Raw genomic sequence first — 21,091 nt, forward strand, 5'->3', positions numbered from 1 at the left:
CCAAAGACCGCTTGCTCGGCTGGCTTCTGGAAACCGCCCTGGCCCTGATGGTGGCGGCGTCGGTGTGGTGGCTATGGCCCCGCCTGGACCTGCCCCGCATGGGCCACGAGCAGCAGTGGTTTTCCCTGGGCTGGCTGCTGGCCCTGGGCCTGGGGGCCGTTTGGCGGGCCCTGTGGCCCCAGCCCGACCACGAAGAGAAGGCCCACCACCTGCTGCGGGCGGGCGCCTGCTCCTGGGCCGCCCTGGGCCTGGGCCTGGTGTTCGTGGTGCTACTGGTCGCTTCCCTGGGCCTGGGCAACTACAAGCTGTGGCTGGGCATCGTCTATTTGGGCGGGGTCACGCTGAGCCTGGCCGGTCTCAGCCTGCGTCTGCGCAGCCGGGTGCGCGCCAGGCCCGAAGGCGAGCTGCTGGCCCTCCTGGCCGGCGCGGCCATCGCCTTCCTCGCCTGCCTGTTGATCCTGCCCTGGGTGCGCCCGGACCTCACCGCCCTGTGGCCCCCTCCCGCGGGGGAGCTCTGGATGCCCCTGGCCGCCGCCGCCCTGTGGGGAGGCGTTTCCGGGGCCATCCTGCCGGTGGTGCGCCTGCTGGGCGGCGACCGCCGCCTGGCCTGGATCGTCTTTTTGGCGGTGGGCCTGGGCGCCGGGCCGGCCCTGGCGGTGAGCTGGCTGCCCCTGGCCCCCCTGGCCGTGGTGTGCGCCATCATGGTGGGGCTGGCCTGCCTGCGCCTGCTCAGCCCCCGCCTGCGCCGGGGCGCCGAGGAACAGGCCGAGCAGGCCCAGGAAGCCCGCCCCCTGTCCTTCTACTGGCTGCTGCGCGCCCTCATGCTGATCTGGTGGGGCGTGGGCGCGGGGGTGACCCTGGCCGCCGCCTGGTGGTATCCCCGGGTGGGAGCCATGTTCACCGACGCTATCTGGCTCCGGGCGGTGGGCCTGGGGGCCTTCATGGTCACCTGCGTGGGGCTCTTGGCCGAATACGCCCAGCCCCTGTTGGGGGGCAGCGACAGCCCCCGCCTGGGGCGCGAGCGCAAGGTGGTGGGGGTCTACTGCTCGGTGCTGGCCCTGCTGGCCGCCTTCAGCCCCTTTTGGCTGATGCAGCCCCCGGCCAACGCCCACCTCCCTTCCTATTTCTCGGACGGGGCGCGCGCGGTGTTGCTCAGCGAGGAGACGGTGCTGGGCCCCCACAACCCGGAGGTGGAGCTCAAGCCCCCCACTTGGCTCAGCAACCTGAGCCGGGTGTTCGTGATCAGCCTACTCAGCGACGGGGGGCAGGTGGAGCAGGGCCAGGTGGTGGCCCAGCTCATCGCCACCGACGAGCAGGACCTGCCCCACATCTACCAGCTCAGGGCGGGCATCGACACGGCGGAGTGGGATCTGGACCGGCGCGAGACGGGCCTGGAGGCCAAGCACCGCCCCGCCCGCCTGGCCTCCACCTGGATCGTCTACACCGCCAGCGGCGAGGCCTTCATGGCCCACGACTACTTCACCGGCCTGTATTTGGGCGGCCGGGTGGAGCGCCTGACCAGCGTGCGCCTGCGCTACCTCTACGACAATCCGCCGGGTAAGCCGCCGGTGACCTTGGTCTTGAGAAAAGTGTTCCTGTACTAGATACGGGCCAACCGGATCGGCCACAAAAAAGCAGGGTTCCCCGAGAAGGGAAACCCTGCCTGTTTTTCGAAACGATTCGGGTCTACTTGGCGGCGCCCTCGTCCACCAACTCCACCATGGCCATGGAGGCGGCATCGCCCCGGCGCACCCGGGTGGGCAGCACGCGCACGTAGCCGCCCTGGCGGCCGTTGTAGCGGCTCTTGCCGTCCTCGAACAGCTTGCTGCACACCTTGTGGCTGCGGATATAGGCCTCCACCTGACGGCGGGCATGCAGGTCGCCGCGCTTGGCCAGGGTGATCATCTTCTCGGCCTCGCGCTTGAGCTCCTTGGCCTTGGCCTCGGTGGTTTCGATCTTCTCGTGCTCGAACAGCGAGGTCACCATATTGCGCAGCATGGCCTTGCGATGGGAGGTGGTGCGCGAAAGCCTGCGATTATCCTTAGCGTGTCTCATTTTTCTTTCGTCCTCGCCTCGAGTTCCTCCCGGCTGGGGAAGTCGTCCAAGCCGGTCATGCCCAGGCTCAGGCCCATCTCGACCAGCATCTCCTTGATCTCGTTCAGGGATTTGCGGCCGAAGTTCTTGGTCTTGAGCATCTCGGATTCGGTTTTCTGCACCAACTCGCCGATGTATTTGATGTCGGCGTTCTTCAGGCAATTGGCGCTGCGCACCGAGAGCTCCAGCTCGTCCACGGTGCGGAAGAGGTTGTCGTTGAGCGAGGGCTCCTCGACCGACTCTTCCTTGTGGGGCTCGGGCTCCTCCTGGAAGTTGATGAAGATGCTCAGCTGCTCCTTGAGGATCTTGGCCGCGTAGGCCACCGCGTCCTCGGGGGTCACCGCGCCGTTGGTGAACACTTCCAGGGTCAGCTTGTCATAGTCGGTGATCTGGCCGACGCGGGCCTGGGTCACCACGTAGTTCACCTTCACGATGGGGCTGAAGGCCGCGTCCAAGGCCACCACCCCGATGGGATCTTCCTCGCTCTTGTTGCGGTCGGCGGTCACATAGCCCTTGCCGGTTTTCACCGTGAGCTCGGCCCGCAGGCTGCCGTCCGGTCCCAGGGTGGCCACCGGGTGCTCGGGGTTGAGTATCTCCACGTCCGGCGGAGCTTGGATGTCCCCGGCGCTGACCACGCCTTCACCCTTGGCGTCAATATGCATTATCGCCGGGTCGTGGCCCAGGTACTTCAGCCGCACGCCCTTGAGGTTGAGGATAATGTCGCTTACGTCTTCCATCACTCCGTTGATGGTGGAAAACTCATGCAACACCCCATCCATGCGAACATTGGTTACGGCAGCCCCCTGCAAGGATGAGATCAGGATGCGCCTGAGGGCGTTGCCGATGGTATGACCAAAGCCTCGCTCCAGCGGCTCGCAGGAGAACTTGCCGTAGTACTGGGTGTGGGTCTCTTCGTCCACCTCCAGGCGCGACGGCCTGATGAGTTCTCTCCAGTTTCTCTCCATGACCTCTCTCTAACTGCTAGCGGGAGTACAGCTCCACGATGAGCTGCTCCTGCATGGGGATGGTCAGCTCTTCGCGGCTGGGCAACGCCTTGACCGTACCCCGGAATTTATCAGCCTCAAGCTCCAGCCAGCCGGGCACGGTCCGCCGGGCCACGGCCTCCAGGGACTGCTTAAGCTGGGCGATCTCGCGGCTGCCGTCCTTGACCGCCACCACGTCGCCGGGCTTCACGCGAGCGGAGGGAATGTCCACGCGCTGCCCGTTGATGGTGATATGGCCGTGGCGCACCCAGTGCCGGGCCTGGGCCCGGCTGCCGGCGAACCCCAAGCGATAGGCCACGTTGTCCAACCTGAGCTCCAGGAGCATCAGCAGGTTGTGACCCGTAACCCCGCGCATGCGGGCGGCGCGCTTGTAGGTCAGCTTGAACTGGTTCTCAGCCAGGCCGTACATGCGGCGGACCTTCTGCTTCTCGCGAAGCTGCAGGCCGTAGTCGCTGGTCTTGCCGCGGCGTTGGCCGTGCTGCCCCGGAGGGAAGGCGCGGCGTTCCACGGCGCATTTATCGCTGAAGCAGCGGTCGCCCTTAAGATAGAGCTTTTGAACTTCGCGGCGGCAAAGCCGGCACACTGATCCTCGGTATCGAGCCAAAATAGCTCCTCCGTGTCGCTAGCGGTGGCCCCGACCCACTACACGCGGCGCCGCTTGGGCGGGCGGCAGCCGTTGTGGGGAACGGGGGTTACGTCGCGGATGACGGTTACGTTGAAGCCAACATTGCCCAGGGCCCTAAGCGCGGCCTCGCGTCCGGAGCCGGGCCCCTTGACCTCCACCTCAACCGTGCGCATGCCGTTGTCCATGGCCTTCTTGCCAGCGTCCTCGGCGGCCAGCTGGGCCGCGAAGGGAGTGGACTTGCGCGAGCCCTTGAAGCCCTGCACGCCACTGCTGGACCACGCAACGGTGTTGCCCTGCGGATCGGTGATGGTGATCACCGTATTGTTGAAGGTGGATTGAATGTGAACCACCCCGTTGGGGATGTTCTTCTTTTCCTTGCGCTTGCGAACGCCTTTTTTCACCGCTTTGGCCATTTACTTCTTCCTCTTGCCCATGACCGCCCGGCTGGGGCCCTTGCGGGTGCGGGCGTTGGTCCGGGTGCGCTGGCCGTTCACCGGCAAACCGCGGCGGTGCCTCAGGCCCCGGTAGCAGCCCAAGTCCATCAGGCGCTTGATGTTCATGGAGATTTCGCGCCGCAGATCGCCCTCCACCTTATAGGCGTGGTCGATGACCTGACGGATGTTGTTGATCTCCTCATCAGTCAGCTCTCCGGCCTTGGTGGCGGGGTCCACCCCGCTCTCGGCCAGAATCTTGGCCGCCGAAGTGTGGCCGATGCCGTAGATGTAGGTCAGCGCGATCTCGATGCGCTTGTTACGCGGTAGGTCGATGCCTGAAATTCTGGCCACGCCTATCCTCCCTAACCCTGGCGCTGCTTGTGACGCGGGTTTTTCTTGCAAATCACCCGCACCACGCCGGCGCGCTTGATGATCTTGCAGTCCTTGCAGATGCGCTTGACCGATGCCCGAACCTTCATGGGACCATCTCTCTTTAATCAGCCGTGCCGTTTGCCACGGACTCTCAGCGAGCCCGATGCCGCATCCGGCCTGCAGTTATCCCTGCCCCTTAGGGCAGGCTCAGTATTCGCGGACCGTCTTCGGTGACGGCCACGGTGTGTTCAAAGTGGGCCGAAAGTTTACCGTCAGCGGTGACCGCCGTCCAGCCGTCGGCCAATATTTTCACTTCGTAAGCCCCGGCGTTGACCATGGGTTCTATGGCCAGCACCAGCCCCGGCTTCAACTCCACCCCCCGCCCGGCCTTGCCGAAGTTGGGCACTTGGGGGTCTTCGTGCAGGGCCCGCCCGATGCCGTGGCCCACGAACTGGCGGACCACGCTGAAGCCGGCGTTTTCCACCACCTTTTGCACCGCCGCCGAGACGTCGCCCAGCCGGTTGCCGGGCCGCATCATCTCTATGCCCGCGGCCAGGGAGGCCTCGGTGGCCGCCATCAGCCGCTTGGCCTCGTCGCTCACTTGCCCCACGGCGATGGTCATGGCCGCGTCGCCGTTGAAGCCGTTGAGGACCACCCCGAAGTCCACCGAGAGGATGTCTCCCTCCCTTAGGGGTTCGGGACGCGGGAAGCCGTGCACCACCTCGCTGTTCACCGAGCAACACAGGCTGTATTTGTAGCCGTGGTAGCCCTTGAACCCGGGGACGGCCCCGGCATCCCGGCACATGGACTCGGCCAACTCGTCGAGGTGGGCCGTAGTCACCCCGGGCTTTACCTCCGCCTTGACCGCTCTGAGCACCTGGCCCACCAAACGGTTGGCCTCGGCCATCAGCTCGATCTCCGCCGGAGTTTTCAGGACGATCATGCCTATGCTTGTCCCGCTCCGGCCGGCGTTATCCCAAGACCGCCTTGATGCGATCCAGGATCTCGCCCATGGCCCCCACGCCGTCGATGGGGCGCAGCAAGCCCTTGGCCTTGTAGTAGTCGATGAGCGGGGCGGTCTGGTCTTCGTAGACCTTCAGCCGGTTGCTCACCGTGGCCTCGTTGTCGTCGTCGCGCTGATACAGCTCGCCGCCGCACTTGTCGCAAACGCCCTCTTTCTTGGGCGGATCGAACATCACGTGGAAGCCCTGGCCGCAGGCCTTGCAGGTGCGGCGCCCGGTGAGGCGTCCCAGCAGCTCGCTGCTCGGCACCTCGATGCTGATCACGTGGTCGATCTTCTTGCCCATGTCCGCCAGGACCTTGTCCAAGGCCTCGGCCTGGGGCACGGTGCGCGGGAAGCCGTCGAGCATGAAACCCTTGCCGCAGTCAGGCTGGGCAATGCGGTCCTTGGCCAGGCCGATGACCACTTCGTCGGGCACCAACTGTCCGGAGTCCATGTATTTCTTGGCCTCCATGCCCAGCGCGGTCTGGTTCTTCACCGCCTCGCGCAGCATGTCGCCGGTGCTGATCTGAGGTATCCCGTAGGCTTCGATGAGCATCTTGGCCTGGGTCCCTTTGCCCGCCCCCGGAGGGCCTAACAGAATCAGGTTCATTATCTCACTCCCTCTCCAACCTTAGATCCCCACAAAATCTTCTCCGCGGAGAAGCCTCCCAATAGCCGTCTAGCGCCGCCCCTTGACCACGCCTTTTTTCATAAAGCCTTCGTAGTTGCGCTGCAGCAGGTGGCTCTCGATCTGGGCCATGGTGTCCATGGCCACGCCCACCACGATCAAAAGTGCCGTGCCGCCGAAATAAAAGGGCACGTTGAACTGGCTGATCAAGATGGTGGGCAGCACGCAAACCGCGCTTACATACACGGCACCGCCCAGGGTAATACGGGTCAAAACCCGGTCGATGTATTCGGCGGTGCGCTTGCCCGGGCGGATACCGGGGATGAAGCCGCCGTATTTCTTCATGTTGTCCGCCACGTCTTCGGGGTTGAAGGTCACCGCCGTGTAGAAGTAGCAGAAGAAGAAGATCAGGCCCACGAACAACAGGCTGTAGATCACTCCGCCGGGGGTGATGGCCGAAGCCGCCTGCTTCACCCAGTCGATCTGGATGAACTGGGCGATGGTGGCCGGGAACATGATGATCGAACTGGCGAAGATCGGCGGAATAACTCCCGAGGTGTTTATCTTCAGCGGCAGGTGGGTGGTCTGCCCGCCGTACATGCGCCGTCCCACCACCCGTTTGGCGTACTGCACCGGCAGCCGCCGCTGGCCAGATTCCACGAACACGATGGCCGCGATGACCGCCACCATCATGATCACCAGGATCACCAGCATGAAGATGTTGATCTCGCCCAGGCTCATCATGCGGAAAGTGCTGTGGATCGCGCTGGGCATGCGGGCCACGATGCCCGCGAAGATGATCAGGCTGATGCCGTTGCCGATGCCCCGCTCGGTGATCTGCTCACCCAGCCACATGATGAAGGAGGTGCCCGCCGCCAGGGTGATCATGGTCATCACCCGGAAGGCCCAACCCGGGTCGGGAACCACCATGGCTCCGCCGGGGCTGGTCATGGACTCCAGGCCCACCGCGATGCCGAAGCCCTGGACCAGAGCCAACACCACGGTGCCGTAGCGGGCGTACTGGGTGATCTTCTTGCGCCCGTCCTGGCCTTCCTTCTTTAGTTGGGCCAGGTAAGGCACCACCACGGTCAGAAGCTCCAGGATGATGCTGGCGCTGATGTAGGGCATGATGCCCAGGGCGAAGATGCTCATGCGCTCCAGGGCGCCGCCGCTGAACATGTCGAACAGGCCCAGCAGGGTGCCCTGGTAACGAGCGAAAAAGGCGCTGAGCGCGTCGGCGTCGATGCCGGGCGTGGGGATGGCGCAGCCAACCCGGTACACGGCCAGCATGATAAGCGTGAAGAATATCCGGCGCTTGAGCTCCGGGATCCTGAGCATATTGCCGACGCCAGCGACTGCCACCTTACACCAACTCCACCGATCCGCCCGCCGCCTCGACCTTGGTCTTGGCGCCGGCGCTGATCTTGTCCACCTTTACGGTAAGCGCAACCTGGATTTCGCCGTCCCCCAACAGCTTGATGGCGTCGAAGGTGCCCTTGATGAGGCCGGCCTCGGCCAGGGCTTGGGCGTCCACCACGCTGCCGGCCGCGAAGCCGGTCAGGTCGCGCAGGTTCACTTCCGCGACGTTCTGGCGGAAGGGATAGTTGGAGAAGCCCCGTTTGGGCAGACGCCGCTGCAGGGGCATCTGGCCGCCCTCGAAGCCGGGCCGCACGCCGCCGCCGCTGCGGGAGTTCTGGCCCTTGTGGCCCTTGCCCGCGGTCTGCGCGGTGCCCGAGCCCTGGCCGCGCCCGATGCGCTTGCGGCTTTTTTTGGCCCCAGCCGGGGGCGCGAGTTCATTGAGCTTCATGGTGCTTCCTCTAATTCTCGTCGGGCAGCACCTGAACCAGGTGCTCCACCTTTTTGACCATGCCCCGGATGGCCGGCGTGTCCTTGAGGGTCATGACCTTGTTCATCTTGGTCAGGCCTAGGCCCTTCAAGGTATCCCGGTGCCGCTTGGGGCGGCCAATACCGCTTTTGACCAACTTCACCTGAAAGGTTTTATCAGACATGGCTCACCTCTGTGGCCCTTAGGCCACCACCTGATCCACCGGCAAGGAGCGGCGCTTGGCCATGTCCTCGGGGCTCTTGAGGGAGCGCAGCCCCTCCATGGTGGCTTTGATCACGTTGTGGGGGTTGTGGGTGCCCAACACCTTGGTAAGGATGTCGGTGACCCCGGCGGCCTCCAACACGGCGCGCACCGCCCCCCCGGCGATAACCCCCGTTCCGGGACGGGCGGGCTTCAGAAGAACCCGTCCGGCGCCGTAGCGGCCGACTATCTCGTGGGGGATGGTCCCCTCGGCCAAAGGTATGGGGCTCATGTCGCGCTTGGCCTTTTCCACACCCTTGCGAATGGCCTCGGGCACTTCGTTGGCCTTGCCCAGGCCGAAGCCTACGCTGCCCTGTCCGTCTCCCACCACGACCACGGCCGCGAAGGAGAAGCGACGCCCACCCTTGACCACCTTGGCCACGCGGTTGATGTGCACAACCTTATCGATGAGCTGGTTTTCTTCCTCGCTCACTTCTCTTCTTCTGCGTCTGTCCAGCAAGGCCTTTTTCCTCTTATCAAGAAGCGCGTGCGCTTCCTAGAAATCCAGACCCGCTTCGCGGGCCGCCTCGGCCAGAGCTTTCACCCGGCCGTGGTACAAAAATCCGTTGCGGTCGAAAACCACCTGCTTGATGCCCTTGGCCTGGGCCTTGGCCGCTATGGCCGCGCCCACCTTCTTGGCGGTTTCCAGGTTGCCCCGGTGTCCTTCGTGTCCGCTCAACTCCTGGGGCAGGCTGCTCGCCGCCGCCAAGGTGTTGCCTTGTTCATCGTCTATGATTTGCACATAGATGTTGTTCAAGGATCGGAAAACGCACAGCCGGGGGCGTTCACTGGTGCCGCGCACCTTGCGGCGCACCCGCACCTTGCGCTTGGCCCAGGCGACTTTTCTCTTGGAGGTCTTACCCATGGTTATATACCCCTGTGCCCCGGTTACTTCACGCCGGCCTTGCCCACCTTGCGCCGGATGGTCTCCTCGGCATACTTGATGCCTTTGCCCTTGTAGGGCTCGGGAGGCCGGAAGGCGCGGATGGTGGCCGCGGTTTGACCCAGGAGCTCTTTGTCGATGCCGCTCAGGGTGATTATGGTGTTCTTTTCCACCGAGCCGCTGATGCCCTCGGGCAGAGCGAACTCTACCGGATGGCTGAAGCCCAAGGCCAGCTTCAAGGTACTGCCGGCGGCCTCGGCCCTATAGCCGACACCGTTGATCTCCAGCACCTTGGTAAAGCCGCCGCTCACCCCCTGCACCATGTTGGCGATCAACGAACGGAACAGTCCCCACAGGCCCCGGGCCTTGAGGGATTCGTCGATGGGGGAGATGACGACCTTGCCGTCCTGCTGCTCCACCTTCACCAGGGGGTGCAATTCGCGGCTGAGGGTGCCCTTGGGACCCTTGACCTCTATTTTGCCGTCCTCGATGGTCACCTGCACCCCGTTGGGCAGGTCCACCGGTTTTTTACCTACGCGAGACATTGCTTAACTCCCATCCCCTACCACACGGTGCAGAGAATTTCACCGCCCACCTTGGCCGTGCGAGCGGTCTTGTCGCTCATGACGCCCTTGGGGGTGGAGAGGATGCTGATGCCCAAGCCGCTGCGCACCTTGGGGATCTCGTCGTAACCCACGTAAACCCGGCAGCTGGGCTTGGAGACCCTCTGGATGCCCTCGATGACCGGCACGCCGGCAACGTAGCGCAATTTGATGGTCAACAGTCCCTGCTTGTCGTCGGCCTGCACCGAAAAATCGGCGACATAGCCTTCTTCCACGAGCACCTTGGCCACCGCGGCCTTGAGCTTGGAGGAAGGAATGGTCACCTCGTCCTGATGGGCCATCATCGCGTTACGCACGCGAGTGAGCAGGTCGGCCACGGGATCTTGCATAGACATGGCGACTTCTCCTACCAGCTCGACTTGATCACGCCGGGAATCTCGCCCCGAAGCGACATGTTCCGAAAGCAAATGCGGCAGATGCCGAACTTGCGTATAAAGGCCCTGGGCCGGCCGCAAATGGGGCAGCGGTTGTAGGCCCGCACCTTGAATTTGGGCTTACTCTTGGCCTTGTTTCTCAATGCTGTCTTGGCCAACTTACTCGCCTCCCACTAATTCGCCTTAAAAGGCATGCCCAGCAGCTTAAGCAGGGCCCGTCCCTCCTCATCGGTAGGGGCGGTGGTTACGATAGTGATGTTCATCCCTTTGACCTTGTCGATCTTGTCGTACTCGATCTCCGGGAAAATGATGTGCTCCTTGATGCCCAGGGTGTAGTTTCCCCGGCCGTCGAAGGCTTTGGGGCTCACCCCGCGGAAGTCGCGCACCCGGGGCAGGGCAATGTGCATCAGCTTATCCAGGAAGTACCACATGTTCTCGTGACGCAGGGTCACGGAGGTACCCACCGGCATGCCTTCCCTCAACTTGAAGGAGGCGATGGAGCGCTTGGCCCGGTTGATCATGGCCTTCTGGCCGGCGATCTGGGTCAGCTCCTCGGCGGCGGCGTCGAGCACCTTGATGTTCTGGATAGCTTCACCCACGCCCATGTTGAGCACGGTCTTGACCACGCGGGGCACCCGCATGATGTTGTCGTAGTTGAAGCTCTCCATAAGCTGGGGCACTACCTGCTCATCGTAGTAGCTGCGCAGCCTGGGTTTGGCTTTTTGTTCCATCTTCCTCTAGCTCCTCTGTTGAAGCCGGTCTAGTGGTCCCGGCTCGTCCCAGGGGCCGGGCGCTCTGCCTGGGCAGCGCGCCTAGTTATCCATGAACTCGCCGCACTTTCTACAAAAGCGGGCGGACTTTCCGTTTTCCAGTTCCTTGCGGCCCCCGCGCACCGGTTGGTTGCACTTGGGGCACAACAGGGCCAGGTTGCTCAGGTCGAGCGGGGCTTCCCGCTCCAGGATGCCGCCCTGGCTGCTCTGTCCGGGACGGGTGTGGCGCTTGATCATGTTGACCTTTTCCACCACCGCCCGGTCCTTGTCCGGGATAACCTTGAGCACCTTGCCCACTTTGCCCTTTTCGCGGCCGGCTATCACCAGGACCTTGTCGTCCTTTTTGACGCTGAACTTTTGCTTCATGGCCAAACCTACAGGACCTCGGGAGCCAGGGAGACGATCTTCATGAAGTTCTTCGCCCTGAGTTCCCTGGCCACCGGTCCGAAAATACGGGTTCCGATGGGCTCGCGGGCCTGGTTGATCAGGACCGCGGAGTTGTCGTCGAACTTGATGAAGGTGCCGTCGGGCCGGTGTACTTCCTTGGCCGTACGCACCACCACCGCTTTCATAACGTCGCCCTTTTTCACCTTGGAGTTGGGCAGGGCTTCCTTCACCGAAACCACGATGATGTCGCCCACCGAGGCATAGCGGCGCTTGGAACCGCCCAACACCTTGATGCAGTAGAGCCTCTTGGCGCCGCTGTTGTCGGCGGCCAGTAGATTCGTTTCAGGCTGGATCATGGCGAATTGCTCCTAGCAGGGGCCCTTAGGCCACCCTCTCCAGCACCTTGCTGACGCGCCAACGTTTATGACGGCTCAAGGGGCGGCTCTGGCGAATAAGCACGGTGTCGCCCACCCGGCAATCGTTGCTCTCGTCGTGGGCCATGAACTTGGCCCGGCGGCGCACGTATTTCCTATAGACGGGGTGCTTCACCAGGCGTTCCACCTGGACCACCACCGTCTTGTCCATCTTGTCGCTTACCACCACCCCGGCCAAAGCCTTGGAGTTTCCGCGTTCCTTGTCGGCCATGGAATCCTACTCCCTAAAGAGCCTGGGCCTGGCGCTGATTGATAAAGGTCAGCACCCTGGCGATGTCTTTTTTGGTCTGTTTAACCCGCATGGGGTTTTCCAACTGACCGGTCGAATGCTGGAATTTGAGGTTGAACAGCTCTTGCCGTAAATCCTCCAGCTTCTGGGCCAGTTCCTCCTGCGAGAGTTCCGTGAGCTCAGTGGCCTTCATGGCGTCAGCTCCTCTCAACTATCCGGCACTTGAAGGGCAGCTTGTGGCTGGCCAACCTCAGGGCCTCCAGGGCGACCTCGCGGGTCACACCGTCGATTTCAAAGATCATGCGCCCGGGACGGATGACCGCCACCCATCCCTCGGGAGCGCCTTTGCCCTTACCCATGCGGGTTTCCGCCGGCTTGGAGGTAAAGGGCTTGTCGGGGAACACCCGGATGAACACCTGCCCGCCGCGCTTGATGTGGCGGGTGATGGCGATACGGCCGGACTCGATCTGGTGGTTGTCCATCCACCCCCGGTCCAGGGCCTGCAGCCCGAACTGGCCGAAGCTCACCCGGTTGCCCTTTTGGGCCATGCCGCGCATACGCCCTTTTTGGACTTTGCGATGTCTTACTCTCTTTGGCGCCAGCATTGTCTGCTATGCCTTTCCTTAGAACCTGAGCCGCGACGCGCCCTAGGCGTTTAGTTCGCGTTGGCTGTCGTCGAGGACCTCGCCCTTGAACACCAACACCTGCACCCCGATGATGCCGTAGGTGGTCTGCGCCTGGGTGAAGCCGACGTCGATGTCCGCCCGCAGGGTGTGCAAGGGCACCCGGCCCTCGCGGTACCACTCGCGCCGCGCCATCTCCGCGCCGCCCAAACGGCCGGCGCACTGGATGCGGATGCCCTGGGCGCCGAACTTCATGGCGCTCATGACCGCCCGCTTCATGGCCCGGCGGAAGGCGATGCGCCGAAGCAGCTGGCCCGCCACGTTCTCGGCCACCAGTTGGGCGTCGATCTCGGGCTTGCGCACCTCGTGGATGTCGACCATCACGTCGCGCTTGACCAGTTTCTCCAGCTCGCGCTTGAGCGACTCGATCTCCGAGCCCTTCTTGCCGATGACGATGCCCGGGCGCGCGGTGTGGATGCGCACCCTGGCCTTGTCGGCCGCCCGCTCGATCTCGATGCGGCTGACGCCGGCGTGCGCCAACTTCTTCTTAAGGAAGTTGCGGATCTGCCAGTCCTCGTAGACCAGGGCCGCGTAGTCCTTGTTGGCGAACCAACGGGAATCCCAGGTGCGGTTGATGCCCAGCCTGAATCCGACCGGATGTACCTTCTGACCCAAAACCAGCTCTCCTTGCCTAGCGCTCGTCCAGCACCACGGTAATGTGGCTGGTCCGCTTGCGAATAATGTAGGCCCGGCCCATGGCCCGGGGGCGCCAACGCTTGAGGGTGGGGCCGCCGTCCACGAAGGCTTTTTTGATGTAGAGGTTGTCGGCGTCCACGTTGCTGTCGTTGGTGGCGTTGGCCACCGCGGAGCTGATCACCTTGCTGAACAGACCGGCCGCTTTTTTGGGCGTGAACTTAAGCTTGTTAAGCGCCTCGCCCACCTTCATTCCCCGCACCGCGTCGGCCACCAGGCGGGCCTTGCGGGGGGAGATGCGCACGAATTTGGCTTTGGCCACAGCTTCCATGGGCCTACCTCTTCTTACCCTTCTTGTCCGAGGCGTGACCATAGTAGGTGCGGGAGGGAGAGAACTCGCCCAACTTGTGCCCCACCATGTTCTCGGTCACGAACACCGGGATGAACTTTTTGCCGTTGTGCACCGCGAAGGTGAGCCCCACGAAGTCGGGCATAATGGTGGAGCGACGGCTCCAGGTCTTGATGACCTTGCGGCTGCCCGAGGACTGGGTTTGCTCGACCTTCTCGGCCAGATGTCCGTCCACGAAGGGACCTTTTTTAAGGCTACGCGACATGGCTGGCTCCTACTACTGATAACGCCGGCGGACGATGAAGTTGTCCGAAGGCTTCTTCTTGCGGGTGCGGTAGCCCTTGGACGGCTGGCCCCAGGGGCTGCAGGGGTGGCGACCACCGCTGCTGCGGCCCTCGCCGCCGCCCATGGGGTGGTCCACCGGGTTCATGGCCACGCCGCGAACCTTGGGCCGCTTGCCCAACCAACGGGTGCGGCCGGCTTTGCCCCAGTTGAAATTGTCATGCTGCTCGTTGCCCACCTCGCCGATGGTGGCGCGGCAGTTAACGTGCACCCGGCGCATCTCGCCCGAAGGCAGCTTCAAGGTGGCGTAACCGCTTTCCTTGGCCATGAGCTGGGCGTAGGTGCCGGCCGAACGCACGATCTGGCCGCCGGCTCCGATCTTGAGCTCCACGTTGTGCACGTGGGTACCCAAGGGGATGTTGACCAGGGGCATGGCGTTGCCCGGCACGATGTCGGCCTTGTCGCCGCTGACCACCATGGTGCCCACGGTCAGGCCCTTGGGGGCCAGGATGTAGCGCTTCTCGCCGTCCAGATAATGCAGCAGGGCGATGTTGGAGCTGCGGTTGGGATCGTACTCGATGCTGGCCACCTTGGCCGGCACGCCGAACTTATCCCGCTTGAAATCGATGCGCCGATAACGCCGCTTGTGCCCGCCGCCCCGGTGACGGGAGGTGACCCGCCCGTAGTTGTTGCGCCCGCCGGTTTTGCGGATGGGCTCCAACAAGCTCTTTTCCGGTTCGGTCCGGGTTACTTCCCCGCGGTCCAGGTAAGTCCTGAAACGCCGCCCCGGCGTAGTCGGTTTATATTTCTTAATGGCCATGGTCCAGGTCCTCTCTCGGCTGAAGGGCTTTTACGCCCCCTCGAAGAACTCCACGCTGTGGCCGGGGGCCAGGGTGACGTAGGCCTTCTTCCAGTCGCTGCGCCGGCCCATAATCTTGCCCATGCGCTTGTTTTTACCGGTGCAGCTGGTGGTACGCACCTTGAGCACCTTGACCTCGAAGAGCTGCTCCACCGCCTGGCGAATCTCCACCTTGGTGGCCCGCTTGTCGACCTCGAAGAGAAGCTGGTTGCCCAGTTCCTTGACGATGGTCCCCTTTTCGGTGACCAGAGGCCGGCGGATGACTTCCCTAAGATTTTTCACGACAGGGCCTCCTCGATGCCGGCCACCGCGCCCTCGAGCAGCAGAAGCCGGTCGTATTTGAGGATGTCGTAGACGTTTAGCCCCTCGGCCCTGAGCACCTTCACCTTGGGCACGTTGCGCCCGCTTTTTTCCACCATGTCGTCGGCGGTGGGGATCACCACCAGGCAATCGGAGGTGGACAGGTTGCTCAAAACGGCCACGAAGTCCTTGGTCTTGATGGACTCCAGGTCGAAGCCCTTGAGCACGGTCAGCTTTTCCTCGCCCAGCTTGCTGGACAGGGCCGAACGCAGGGCGGCCTTCTTGACCTTCTTGGGCACGGTGTAGTTGTAGTCGCGGGGCTTGGGCCCGAAGATGGTGCCGCCGCCACGCCACAGGGGGCTGCGCCGGGAGCCCGAGCGGGCCCGGCCGGTGCCCTTTTGCCGCCAGGGCTTGCGGCCACCGCCGCGGACTTCCTTGCGGATTTTGGTGCAGGCGGTGCCGGCGCGGCGCTTGGCCAGCTGCCAAACCACCACTTCGTGCAGCAGGTGCGGCTTGACTTCGGCCCCAAAGACGGCCTCGGACAGCTCGACCTGGCCGACCTTTTGATTATTGCGGTCTATTACATCCAACGTAGGCATTTAAATCACCTAAGTGTGCTTAAGCCTTCTCGATGAAGACGATGCCGCCCTTGGCTCCGGGCACGGCGCCCTTTACCAGGACCAGGTTCTCTTCGGGGCGAACGTCCACCACCGCCAGGTTGCGGACCTGCATGCGCTCGAAGCCGTAGCGGCCCGGCATGCGCCGTCCCTTGACCACCCGGGCGGGATCGGCGCTCTGGCCGATGGAGCCGGGAAGGTCGTGGGTGGTGCAACCGTGGGTCTTGCGACCGCCGCTGAAACCGTGGCGCTTGACAACGCCGGAGAAGCCGCGACCCTTGGTGCGACCGGTCACGTTGACCTTGTCGCCGCGGGTGAACAGCTCGGCGGTGATTTCCTGACCCACCTCGAACTCGGCGGTGTCGTCGACCTTGAACTCCTTGAGAACCGCCTTGGGGTCAACCCCGGCCTTGGCGAAATGACCGGTGGCGGGCTTGCTCACCCGCGCGGCTTTCTTTTCGCCGAAGCCCAGTTGCAGGGCGTTATAACTCTCTTTGTCCGAGGTCTTGACCTGCACCACGGTGCAGGGCCCCACCTGGAGCACCGTTACGGGAACCGCCACGCCCTCGTTGAGGAACAGGCGGGTCATCCCGATCTTTTTTCCTATCAATCCCTTGAGCATGAGTCGCCTCGCGACGCTTACAGCTTGATTTCCACATCCACACCGGCGCTCAAGTCCAGCTTCATCAGGGCGTCCACCGTTTGCTGGGTGGGCTCCAAGATGTCAAGCAGGCGCTTGTGGGTGCGGATCTCGAACTGCTCCCGGCTCTTCTTGTCGATGTGCGGGGAACGCAGTACGCAGAACTTGTTTATCACCGTGGGCAGCGGGATAGGCCCGGCCACCTTGGCCCCGGTGCGGCGCGCGGTCTCCACGATCTCGGCCGCGGACTGGTCCAACAGCTTATGATCGTAGGCCTTGAGCCTAATGCGGATCTTCTGGTTCTGGATCATGAGGCCAACTCCTCGGCTAACTCTATCTCGCGCGCCCTTGCGGCGGACTAAGTGTCTCCCTACTCGCTTACTCGATGATTTCGCTGACCACGCCGGCGCCGACGGTACGGCCGCCCTCGCGGATGGCAAAGCGAAGCTCTTTTTCCATGGCGATCGGGGTGATCAGGTTGGCCTCGATGGCCACGTTGTCACCGGGCATCACCATCTCCACACCCTCGGGAAGCTCCACCACTCCGGTCACGTCGGTGGTCCGGAAGTAGAACTGGGGGCGATAGCCGTTGAAGAAAGGAGTGTGACGGCCACCCTCCTCCTTGCTCAGCACGTAAACCTCGGCCTTGAAGCGGGTGTGCGGCTTGATGGAGCCCGGCTTGGCCAAAACCTGGCCGCGCTCCACGTCATCGCGCTTCACGCCGCGCAGCAGCGCGCCGATGTTGTCGCCCGCCTCGCCAGAGTCCAGGATCTTGCGGAACATCTCAACCCCGGTGCACACCGTCTTGATCGTGTCCTTGATGCCCACGATCTCGACTTCGTCGCCGATCTTGACCTGACCGCGCTCGATACGACCGGTCACCACCGTGCCGCGGCCCGAAATCGAGAAAACGTCCTCGATGGGCATCAGGAACGGAAGGTCAATCTCGCGCTTGGGCTGGGGCACGAACTCGTCCACCGCCTTCATCAGCTCGAAGATCGGGGCGCAGTCCGGGCAGTCGTCCTTGCCGCAGCCGCAGTTAAGGGCTTTGAGGGCGCTGCCCTTGACGATCGGGGTGTCGTCGCCAGGGAACTCGTACTTGTCCAGAAGCTCGCGAAGCTCAAGCTCCACCAGCTCGATGAGCTCCTCGTCGTCGACCATGTCCGTCTTGTTCAAGAACACCACGATCGCCGGCACGCCCACCTGGCGAGCCAGAAGAATGTGCTCGCGGGTCTGGGGCATCGGGCCGTCGTCCGCGCCGACCACCAGGATCGCGCCGTCCATCTGCGCCGCGCCGGTGATCATGTTCTTGATATAGTCAGCGTGGCCAGGGCAGTCCACGTGAGCGTAGTGACGGTTCTCCGTCTCGTACTCCACGTGCGCCGTGGCGATGGTGATGCCGCGCTCGCGCTCTTCCGGGGCCTTGTCGATCTCGTCGAAGGCCACGAAGTCGGCCGCCCCACGGGTGGAAAGGCACTTGGTAATCGCGGCCGTCAACGTGGTCTTGCCGTGGTCGATGTGACCAATCGTGCCAACGTTACAATGCGGCTTGTTGCGCTCAAACTTTGCCTTGGCCATGATCCCTTATCCTCCTAATCGGCTCTTCAAGCCGCCAGGCCGCGTTGCCGGGCCTCGCGTTCTTCGCGCGCCCGTTCGATGACCTCTTGGGCCATGGAAGCGGGCACCGGGTCGTAGTGAGAAAATTCCATGCTAAAAGTGGCCCGGCCCTGGGTGGCCGAACGCAAGTCTCCGGCATAGCCGAACATTCCGGCCAGAGGCGCGGTGGCGTTTACAACCTGCACCCCGGGACGCGACTCCATGGAGGCCACCCGGCCCCGGCGGGAGCTCAGGTCGCCCATAACGTCGCCCATGTACTCCTCGGGGGTGGTGATCTCCAGCTTCATGATGGGCTCCTTGAGTTGGGCGCCGGCCTTGGCCGCCGCCGCCTTGAGGCCCATGGAGGCCGCGATCATGAAGGCGCGTTCGTTGGAGTCCACCTCGTGGTAGGAACCGTCGTACAGGGTCACTTCCACGTCTTCCAGGGGGAAGCCGGCCAGAACGCCCTTTTGGCAAGCCTCGCGGATGCCGCGTTCGATGGCCGTGAAGTACTCCTTGGGCACCGTGCCGCCCACGATCTTCTCGGTGAAGATAACGCCGCTGCCCGCCTCGGCCGGGGAGATGCGCAGCTTCACGTGACCGTACTGGCCCCGGCCGCCGCTCTGCTTCACATAGCGGCCCTCGGCCTCGGCCTCGCGGGTGATGGACTCGCGGTAGGCCACCTGGGGGGCGCCCACCTCGGCGGCCACCTTGAACTCCCTGAGGAGGCGGTCCACGATGATTTCCAGGTGCAGCTCGCCCATACCCCGGATAACGGTCTGATTGGTCTCGTTGTCGTAGTCCACCCGGAAGCTGGGGTCCTCGTCGGCCAGGCGCTTGAGGGCCAGGCCCAGCTTCTCCACCATGGGCTGGGAAGCGGGCTTGATGGCCACGGCCACCACCGGCTCGGGCACGAACAGGCTCTCCAGGACCACGGGGTGGTTGGAGTCGCACAGGGTGTCGCCGGTGGCCACGTTTTTGAGGCCCACCACGGCTACGATGTCGCCGGCGCCCACCTCGCTGATCTCCTCACGCTGGTTGGCGTGCATCTTCAGCAGGCGGCCCACCCTCTCGCGCTTGTCCTTGTTGGCGTTGAGCACGCTGTCGCCGCTGTTGAGGCGGCCGGAGTAGACCCGCAGGAAGGTCAGGTGACCCACGTAGGGGTCGCTCATCAGCTTGAAGGCCAGGGCGGCGAAGGGGGCGTCGTCGTCGGCCGGGCGCTCGCTGGGCTCGCCCTGGGGGTCCTGGCCCACGATGGCCTTGACCTCGGTGGGCGAAGGCAGATAGGCGATGACCGAGTCCAACAGGGGCTGGATGCCCTTGTTCTTAAAGGCCGAGCCCATGAGCACGGGCACCACCGCCGAGGCCAATACGCCCTTGCGCAGGGCGGCGGCGATCTCGGCCGGGGAAAGCTCTTCGCCTTCCAGGTAGCGCTCCATCAATTCGTCGTCAAACTCGCACACCGTGTCGATGAGCTCGGTGCGCAGGGTCTGATACTCTTCGGCCAGCTCGGCGGGGACCGGACCGCGATTGACGGTCATGCCCTGGGAAGCTTCGTCCCAGGTCAGGGCCTCGCCGGTGATAAGATCCACCACGCCGCCGAAGTTTTCGCCCTCGCCCATGGGCAATTGCAAAGGCAGCGGGCGGGCGCCCAGGCGGGTGTGGATCATCTCCACGCAACGGCGCCAGTCGGCGCCCACGCGGTCCATCTTATTTATAAAGGCTATGCGGGGCACCCCGTAGCGGTCGGCTTGGCGCCACACCGTCTCGGACTGGGGCTGCACTCCGCCCACCGCGCAGAACACCGCGATAACACCATCCAAAACCCTCAGGCTGCGCTCCACCTCGATGGTGAAGTCCACGTGGCCGGGGGTGTCGATGATGTTGATGCGGTGGTCCTTCCAGAAACAGGTTGTGGCGGCGCTGGTAATGGTGATGCCCCGTTCTTGTTCCTGGGCCATCCAGTCCATCACGGCCTGACCGTCGTGCACCTCTCCCAGCCGATGGCTCACCCCGGTGTAAAACAGGATGCGCTCGGTGGTTGTGGTCTTGCCCGCATCGATGTGGGCCATCAGGCCCAGGTTGCGTTGGCGGGTTATGGGAACGGTGCGTGCCACCTGAAATTTCCTCTTTCCGGCTCCGCCGCTTACCAGCGGTAATGGGCAAAGGCCTTGTTGGCCTCGGCCATGCGGTGGGTGTCTTCTTTCTTCTTCACGGTCGTGCCGCGGCCGCTAGCCGCGTCCATCAACTCGAAGGCCAGTCGCTCGGCCATGGTCTTCTCGCCGCGGGCGCGCGAATAGTTGATCAGCCAGCGCATGGCCAAGGCCTGACGCCGCTCCGGCCGGATCTCCACGGGCACCTGATAGGTGGAGCCGCCAACCCGGCGGGACTTCACCTCGACCATGGGGCGGGCGTTGTCCAAGGCCTTCTCGAACAACTTCAGAGGATCCTCGCTAGTCCGATCGGCGATAATATCCATGGCTCCGTACATAATCCGCTCCGCCGTGGACTTTTTGCCCTTCAGCATGAGCTTGTTTATGAACCGGGCCAGCTTCTGGCTGCCATAGCGGGGGTCGGGAATGATCACCCGCTTGGGAACTTCACGTCTCCTGGGCATGGGCTCCTACCAGCTTGCTCCGTTACTTTCTGCCCTTACGACAGATGCCCCTCAGTAATCGCAAGGGGCATCGCCGCTCCCCGCCAAACGCGGGGAATTCACCAGCTAACTTACTTGGGACGCTTGGCGCCGTATTTGGAACGGCCTTGACGCCGATCCGCCACGCCCACCGCGTCCAAGGTGCCGCGGATGATGTGGTAGCGCACACCGGGAAGGTCCTTTACGCGGCCTCCGCGGATAAGCACCACCGAGTGCTCCTGCAGGTTGTGCCCCTCACCGGGGATGTAGCTGGACACCTCGATGCCGTTGGTCAGCCTCACCCTGGCCACCTTACGAAGCGCCGAGTTGGGCTTCTTGGGGGTGGTGGTGTAAACGCGGATGCAAACACCGCGCTTCTGGGGGCAATTCTGCAACGCGGGCGTAGTCTTCTTTTTGCGCTGCTGCTCGCGCCCCTTGCGCACGAGCTGGTTGATGGTCGGCAAAGCCTCGCCTCCAAATCAACTATTAGCTACGGGCGGTTAAACCCTGGCCGGGCATCGCCCGACCTCGCCTGTTTTGGGTTCCTAGAA

35 protein-coding genes are annotated in these 21,091 nt (G+C 63.6%); 1 reads left to right on the top strand and 34 read right to left on the bottom strand.

All coding sequences use genetic code 11. The annotated features are described in order from the left end of the window. Positions 1 to 11: 11 nt before the first annotated feature. Positions 12 to 1,604 carry a hypothetical protein gene (locus AACH32_RS17675; RefSeq protein ID WP_338602440.1) on the top strand — a complete coding sequence of 531 codons (1,593 nt, stop codon included), beginning with the start codon at positions 12 to 14 and terminating at the stop codon, positions 1,602 to 1,604. Positions 1,605 to 1,686: 82 nt separating this feature from the next. Here the strand turns inward: AACH32_RS17675 and rplQ are convergent, their stop codons facing one another. The 34 genes from rplQ to rpsL all read right to left on the bottom strand — a co-directional run bounded on the left by rplQ (position 1,687) and on the right by rpsL (position 21,004). Then, a complete protein-coding gene (gene rplQ / locus AACH32_RS17680) occupies positions 1,687 to 2,055 on the bottom strand; it encodes a 50S ribosomal protein L17 (protein ID WP_338602443.1) in 369 nt (122 codons plus the stop codon). After that, the gene (locus tag AACH32_RS17685; RefSeq protein ID WP_338602445.1) at positions 2,052 to 3,059 is read right to left on the bottom strand and encodes a DNA-directed RNA polymerase subunit alpha; all 1,008 of its coding nucleotides are present in this window, start codon (positions 3,057 to 3,059) and stop codon (positions 2,052 to 2,054) included. The genes rplQ and AACH32_RS17685 overlap by 4 nt, the downstream gene beginning before the upstream one ends. A gap of 16 nt (positions 3,060 to 3,075) precedes the next feature. Then, positions 3,076 to 3,702, bottom strand: coding sequence for a 30S ribosomal protein S4 (rpsD, locus tag AACH32_RS17690; protein ID WP_338602449.1), 627 nt, complete (start codon positions 3,700 to 3,702; stop codon positions 3,076 to 3,078). 38 nt (positions 3,703 to 3,740) lie between these two features. Next, positions 3,741 to 4,136, bottom strand: a complete 396-nt coding sequence (rpsK, locus tag AACH32_RS17695) for a 30S ribosomal protein S11 (RefSeq protein WP_338602451.1) — start codon at positions 4,134 to 4,136, stop codon at positions 3,741 to 3,743. Beyond that, a complete protein-coding gene (gene rpsM / locus AACH32_RS17700) occupies positions 4,137 to 4,508 on the bottom strand; it encodes a 30S ribosomal protein S13 (protein ID WP_338602454.1) in 372 nt (123 codons plus the stop codon). 11 nt (positions 4,509 to 4,519) lie between these two features. Continuing rightward, positions 4,520 to 4,636, bottom strand: a complete 117-nt coding sequence (rpmJ, locus tag AACH32_RS17705) for a 50S ribosomal protein L36 (RefSeq protein WP_338602456.1) — start codon at positions 4,634 to 4,636, stop codon at positions 4,520 to 4,522. Between the two features lie 89 nt (positions 4,637 to 4,725). Beyond that, entirely contained in the window at positions 4,726 to 5,472 is a 747-nt protein-coding gene (gene map, locus AACH32_RS17710) for a type I methionyl aminopeptidase (RefSeq protein ID WP_338602459.1), read from the bottom strand. A gap of 28 nt (positions 5,473 to 5,500) precedes the next feature. After that, the gene (locus AACH32_RS17715) at positions 5,501 to 6,142 is read right to left on the bottom strand and encodes an adenylate kinase (protein WP_338602462.1); all 642 of its coding nucleotides are present in this window, start codon (positions 6,140 to 6,142) and stop codon (positions 5,501 to 5,503) included. 69 nt (positions 6,143 to 6,211) lie between these two features. Next, a complete protein-coding gene (gene secY / locus AACH32_RS17720; protein WP_338602465.1) occupies positions 6,212 to 7,498 on the bottom strand; it encodes a preprotein translocase subunit SecY in 1,287 nt (428 codons plus the stop codon). Between the two features lie 25 nt (positions 7,499 to 7,523). Then, a complete protein-coding gene (gene rplO, locus AACH32_RS17725; RefSeq protein WP_338602468.1) occupies positions 7,524 to 7,967 on the bottom strand; it encodes a 50S ribosomal protein L15 in 444 nt (147 codons plus the stop codon). A 10-nt stretch (positions 7,968 to 7,977) separates the two neighbouring features. Then, positions 7,978 to 8,169 carry a 50S ribosomal protein L30 gene (gene rpmD / locus AACH32_RS17730; RefSeq protein ID WP_338602471.1) on the bottom strand — a complete coding sequence of 64 codons (192 nt, stop codon included), beginning with the start codon at positions 8,167 to 8,169 and terminating at the stop codon, positions 7,978 to 7,980. Positions 8,170 to 8,187: 18 nt separating this feature from the next. Further along, positions 8,188 to 8,679 carry a 30S ribosomal protein S5 gene (gene rpsE / locus AACH32_RS17735; RefSeq protein WP_338602473.1) on the bottom strand — a complete coding sequence of 164 codons (492 nt, stop codon included), beginning with the start codon at positions 8,677 to 8,679 and terminating at the stop codon, positions 8,188 to 8,190. Positions 8,680 to 8,742: 63 nt separating this feature from the next. Then, the gene (gene rplR / locus AACH32_RS17740; RefSeq protein WP_338602475.1) at positions 8,743 to 9,111 is read right to left on the bottom strand and encodes a 50S ribosomal protein L18; all 369 of its coding nucleotides are present in this window, start codon (positions 9,109 to 9,111) and stop codon (positions 8,743 to 8,745) included. A 23-nt stretch (positions 9,112 to 9,134) separates the two neighbouring features. Beyond that, positions 9,135 to 9,674, bottom strand: a complete 540-nt coding sequence (gene rplF / locus AACH32_RS17745) for a 50S ribosomal protein L6 (RefSeq protein WP_338602477.1) — start codon at positions 9,672 to 9,674, stop codon at positions 9,135 to 9,137. Between the two features lie 17 nt (positions 9,675 to 9,691). Continuing rightward, positions 9,692 to 10,087: a 30S ribosomal protein S8 gene (rpsH, locus tag AACH32_RS17750; RefSeq protein ID WP_338602479.1), complete on the bottom strand. Its 396-nt coding sequence runs from the start codon at positions 10,085 to 10,087 to the stop codon at positions 9,692 to 9,694. An 11-nt stretch (positions 10,088 to 10,098) separates the two neighbouring features. After that, positions 10,099 to 10,284, bottom strand: a complete 186-nt coding sequence (locus AACH32_RS17755; RefSeq protein WP_338602482.1) for a type Z 30S ribosomal protein S14 — start codon at positions 10,282 to 10,284, stop codon at positions 10,099 to 10,101. Positions 10,285 to 10,299: 15 nt separating this feature from the next. After that, positions 10,300 to 10,857 (bottom strand): 50S ribosomal protein L5, encoded by a 558-nt coding sequence (rplE, locus tag AACH32_RS17760; protein WP_338602485.1) that lies wholly within the window; start codon positions 10,855 to 10,857, stop codon positions 10,300 to 10,302. A gap of 81 nt (positions 10,858 to 10,938) precedes the next feature. Further along, a complete protein-coding gene (gene rplX, locus AACH32_RS17765) occupies positions 10,939 to 11,262 on the bottom strand; it encodes a 50S ribosomal protein L24 (protein WP_338602488.1) in 324 nt (107 codons plus the stop codon). An 8-nt stretch (positions 11,263 to 11,270) separates the two neighbouring features. Then, on the bottom strand, positions 11,271 to 11,639 hold the full coding sequence (gene rplN, locus AACH32_RS17770; RefSeq protein ID WP_338602490.1) for a 50S ribosomal protein L14: 369 nt from the start codon (positions 11,637 to 11,639) through the stop codon (positions 11,271 to 11,273). A gap of 25 nt (positions 11,640 to 11,664) precedes the next feature. Continuing rightward, a complete protein-coding gene (gene rpsQ / locus AACH32_RS17775; protein ID WP_338602492.1) occupies positions 11,665 to 11,928 on the bottom strand; it encodes a 30S ribosomal protein S17 in 264 nt (87 codons plus the stop codon). A gap of 13 nt (positions 11,929 to 11,941) precedes the next feature. Further along, positions 11,942 to 12,139 (bottom strand): 50S ribosomal protein L29, encoded by a 198-nt coding sequence (gene rpmC / locus AACH32_RS17780; RefSeq protein WP_338602495.1) that lies wholly within the window; start codon positions 12,137 to 12,139, stop codon positions 11,942 to 11,944. Between the two features lie 4 nt (positions 12,140 to 12,143). Continuing rightward, the gene (rplP, locus tag AACH32_RS17785) at positions 12,144 to 12,551 is read right to left on the bottom strand and encodes a 50S ribosomal protein L16 (RefSeq protein ID WP_338602498.1); all 408 of its coding nucleotides are present in this window, start codon (positions 12,549 to 12,551) and stop codon (positions 12,144 to 12,146) included. A gap of 42 nt (positions 12,552 to 12,593) precedes the next feature. Beyond that, positions 12,594 to 13,244 (bottom strand): 30S ribosomal protein S3, encoded by a 651-nt coding sequence (gene rpsC / locus AACH32_RS17790; RefSeq protein ID WP_338602501.1) that lies wholly within the window; start codon positions 13,242 to 13,244, stop codon positions 12,594 to 12,596. 16 nt (positions 13,245 to 13,260) lie between these two features. After that, on the bottom strand, positions 13,261 to 13,593 hold the full coding sequence (gene rplV / locus AACH32_RS17795) for a 50S ribosomal protein L22 (RefSeq protein ID WP_338602503.1): 333 nt from the start codon (positions 13,591 to 13,593) through the stop codon (positions 13,261 to 13,263). A gap of 4 nt (positions 13,594 to 13,597) precedes the next feature. Then, on the bottom strand, positions 13,598 to 13,876 hold the full coding sequence (gene rpsS, locus AACH32_RS17800; RefSeq protein ID WP_338602506.1) for a 30S ribosomal protein S19: 279 nt from the start codon (positions 13,874 to 13,876) through the stop codon (positions 13,598 to 13,600). A 12-nt stretch (positions 13,877 to 13,888) separates the two neighbouring features. Next, the gene (rplB, locus tag AACH32_RS17805) at positions 13,889 to 14,713 is read right to left on the bottom strand and encodes a 50S ribosomal protein L2 (RefSeq protein WP_338602508.1); all 825 of its coding nucleotides are present in this window, start codon (positions 14,711 to 14,713) and stop codon (positions 13,889 to 13,891) included. A 30-nt stretch (positions 14,714 to 14,743) separates the two neighbouring features. After that, positions 14,744 to 15,034 (bottom strand): 50S ribosomal protein L23, encoded by a 291-nt coding sequence (locus AACH32_RS17810; protein ID WP_338602510.1) that lies wholly within the window; start codon positions 15,032 to 15,034, stop codon positions 14,744 to 14,746. Then, positions 15,031 to 15,651 carry a 50S ribosomal protein L4 gene (rplD, locus tag AACH32_RS17815; protein ID WP_338602512.1) on the bottom strand — a complete coding sequence of 207 codons (621 nt, stop codon included), beginning with the start codon at positions 15,649 to 15,651 and terminating at the stop codon, positions 15,031 to 15,033. The genes AACH32_RS17810 and rplD overlap by 4 nt, the downstream gene beginning before the upstream one ends. Before the next feature lie 19 nt (positions 15,652 to 15,670). Next, positions 15,671 to 16,291 carry a 50S ribosomal protein L3 gene (rplC, locus tag AACH32_RS17820; RefSeq protein WP_338602514.1) on the bottom strand — a complete coding sequence of 207 codons (621 nt, stop codon included), beginning with the start codon at positions 16,289 to 16,291 and terminating at the stop codon, positions 15,671 to 15,673. 17 nt (positions 16,292 to 16,308) lie between these two features. Beyond that, the gene (gene rpsJ / locus AACH32_RS17825; RefSeq protein WP_338606676.1) at positions 16,309 to 16,617 is read right to left on the bottom strand and encodes a 30S ribosomal protein S10; all 309 of its coding nucleotides are present in this window, start codon (positions 16,615 to 16,617) and stop codon (positions 16,309 to 16,311) included. Between the two features lie 70 nt (positions 16,618 to 16,687). Next, a complete protein-coding gene (gene tuf / locus AACH32_RS17830) occupies positions 16,688 to 17,887 on the bottom strand; it encodes an elongation factor Tu (RefSeq protein WP_338602517.1) in 1,200 nt (399 codons plus the stop codon). A 26-nt stretch (positions 17,888 to 17,913) separates the two neighbouring features. Next, complete coding sequence (gene fusA / locus AACH32_RS17835) at positions 17,914 to 20,022, bottom strand: elongation factor G (protein WP_338602519.1); 2,109 nt, start codon at positions 20,020 to 20,022, stop codon at positions 17,914 to 17,916. A 29-nt stretch (positions 20,023 to 20,051) separates the two neighbouring features. Continuing rightward, positions 20,052 to 20,522 carry a 30S ribosomal protein S7 gene (rpsG, locus tag AACH32_RS17840; RefSeq protein WP_338602522.1) on the bottom strand — a complete coding sequence of 157 codons (471 nt, stop codon included), beginning with the start codon at positions 20,520 to 20,522 and terminating at the stop codon, positions 20,052 to 20,054. A 110-nt stretch (positions 20,523 to 20,632) separates the two neighbouring features. Next, positions 20,633 to 21,004: a 30S ribosomal protein S12 gene (gene rpsL, locus AACH32_RS17845; RefSeq protein WP_338602524.1), complete on the bottom strand. Its 372-nt coding sequence runs from the start codon at positions 21,002 to 21,004 to the stop codon at positions 20,633 to 20,635. Positions 21,005 to 21,091 lie beyond the last annotated feature (87 nt).

Origin of the sequence: Desulfoferula mesophila (assembly GCF_037076455.1) — a bacterium.
Lineage (GTDB): Bacteria > Desulfobacterota > Desulfarculia > Desulfarculales > Desulfarculaceae > Desulfoferula > Desulfoferula mesophila.

Bases quoted from the DNA above. Each gene is read 5' to 3' on its own strand.
- rplV (WP_338602503.1), bottom strand. From the start codon at position 13,593: ATGGAAGCTGTGGCCAAAGCCAAATTCGTGCGCATCTCCCCCCGCAAG.
- rpmJ (WP_338602456.1), bottom strand. From the start codon at position 4,636: ATGAAGGTTCGGGCATCGGTCAAGCGCATCTGCAAGGACTGCAAGATC.
- rplN (WP_338602490.1), bottom strand. From the start codon at position 11,639: ATGATCCAGCCTGAAACGAATCTACTGGCCGCCGACAACAGCGGCGCC.
- rpsQ (WP_338602492.1), bottom strand. From the start codon at position 11,928: ATGGCCGACAAGGAACGCGGAAACTCCAAGGCTTTGGCCGGGGTGGTG.
- rpmD (WP_338602471.1), bottom strand. From the start codon at position 8,169: ATGTCTGATAAAACCTTTCAGGTGAAGTTGGTCAAAAGCGGTATTGGC.
- AACH32_RS17685 (WP_338602445.1), bottom strand. From the start codon at position 3,059: ATGGAGAGAAACTGGAGAGAACTCATCAGGCCGTCGCGCCTGGAGGTG.
- tuf (WP_338602517.1), bottom strand. From the start codon at position 17,887: ATGGCCAAGGCAAAGTTTGAGCGCAACAAGCCGCATTGTAACGTTGGC.
- AACH32_RS17715 (WP_338602462.1), bottom strand. From the start codon at position 6,142: ATGAACCTGATTCTGTTAGGCCCTCCGGGGGCGGGCAAAGGGACCCAG.
- rpsH (WP_338602479.1), bottom strand. From the start codon at position 10,087: ATGTCTATGCAAGATCCCGTGGCCGACCTGCTCACTCGCGTGCGTAAC.
- rplX (WP_338602488.1), bottom strand. From the start codon at position 11,262: ATGAAGCAAAAGTTCAGCGTCAAAAAGGACGACAAGGTCCTGGTGATA.
- rplP (WP_338602498.1), bottom strand. From the start codon at position 12,551: ATGCTGGCGCCAAAGAGAGTAAGACATCGCAAAGTCCAAAAAGGGCGT.
- rplE (WP_338602485.1), bottom strand. From the start codon at position 10,857: ATGGAACAAAAAGCCAAACCCAGGCTGCGCAGCTACTACGATGAGCAG.
- rplD (WP_338602512.1), bottom strand. From the start codon at position 15,651: ATGCCTACGTTGGATGTAATAGACCGCAATAATCAAAAGGTCGGCCAG.
- rplC (WP_338602514.1), bottom strand. From the start codon at position 16,291: ATGCTCAAGGGATTGATAGGAAAAAAGATCGGGATGACCCGCCTGTTC.
- rpsK (WP_338602451.1), bottom strand. From the start codon at position 4,136: ATGGCCAAAGCGGTGAAAAAAGGCGTTCGCAAGCGCAAGGAAAAGAAG.
- rpsS (WP_338602506.1), bottom strand. From the start codon at position 13,876: ATGTCGCGTAGCCTTAAAAAAGGTCCCTTCGTGGACGGACATCTGGCC.
- rplB (WP_338602508.1), bottom strand. From the start codon at position 14,713: ATGGCCATTAAGAAATATAAACCGACTACGCCGGGGCGGCGTTTCAGG.
- secY (WP_338602465.1), bottom strand. From the start codon at position 7,498: ATGCTCAGGATCCCGGAGCTCAAGCGCCGGATATTCTTCACGCTTATC.
- rpmC (WP_338602495.1), bottom strand. From the start codon at position 12,139: ATGAAGGCCACTGAGCTCACGGAACTCTCGCAGGAGGAACTGGCCCAG.
- rpsG (WP_338602522.1), bottom strand. From the start codon at position 20,522: ATGCCCAGGAGACGTGAAGTTCCCAAGCGGGTGATCATTCCCGACCCC.
- rplR (WP_338602475.1), bottom strand. From the start codon at position 9,111: ATGGGTAAGACCTCCAAGAGAAAAGTCGCCTGGGCCAAGCGCAAGGTG.
- rplO (WP_338602468.1), bottom strand. From the start codon at position 7,967: ATGAAGCTCAATGAACTCGCGCCCCCGGCTGGGGCCAAAAAAAGCCGC.
- rplQ (WP_338602443.1), bottom strand. From the start codon at position 2,055: ATGAGACACGCTAAGGATAATCGCAGGCTTTCGCGCACCACCTCCCAT.
- map (WP_338602459.1), bottom strand. From the start codon at position 5,472: ATGATCGTCCTGAAAACTCCGGCGGAGATCGAGCTGATGGCCGAGGCC.
- rplF (WP_338602477.1), bottom strand. From the start codon at position 9,674: ATGTCTCGCGTAGGTAAAAAACCGGTGGACCTGCCCAACGGGGTGCAG.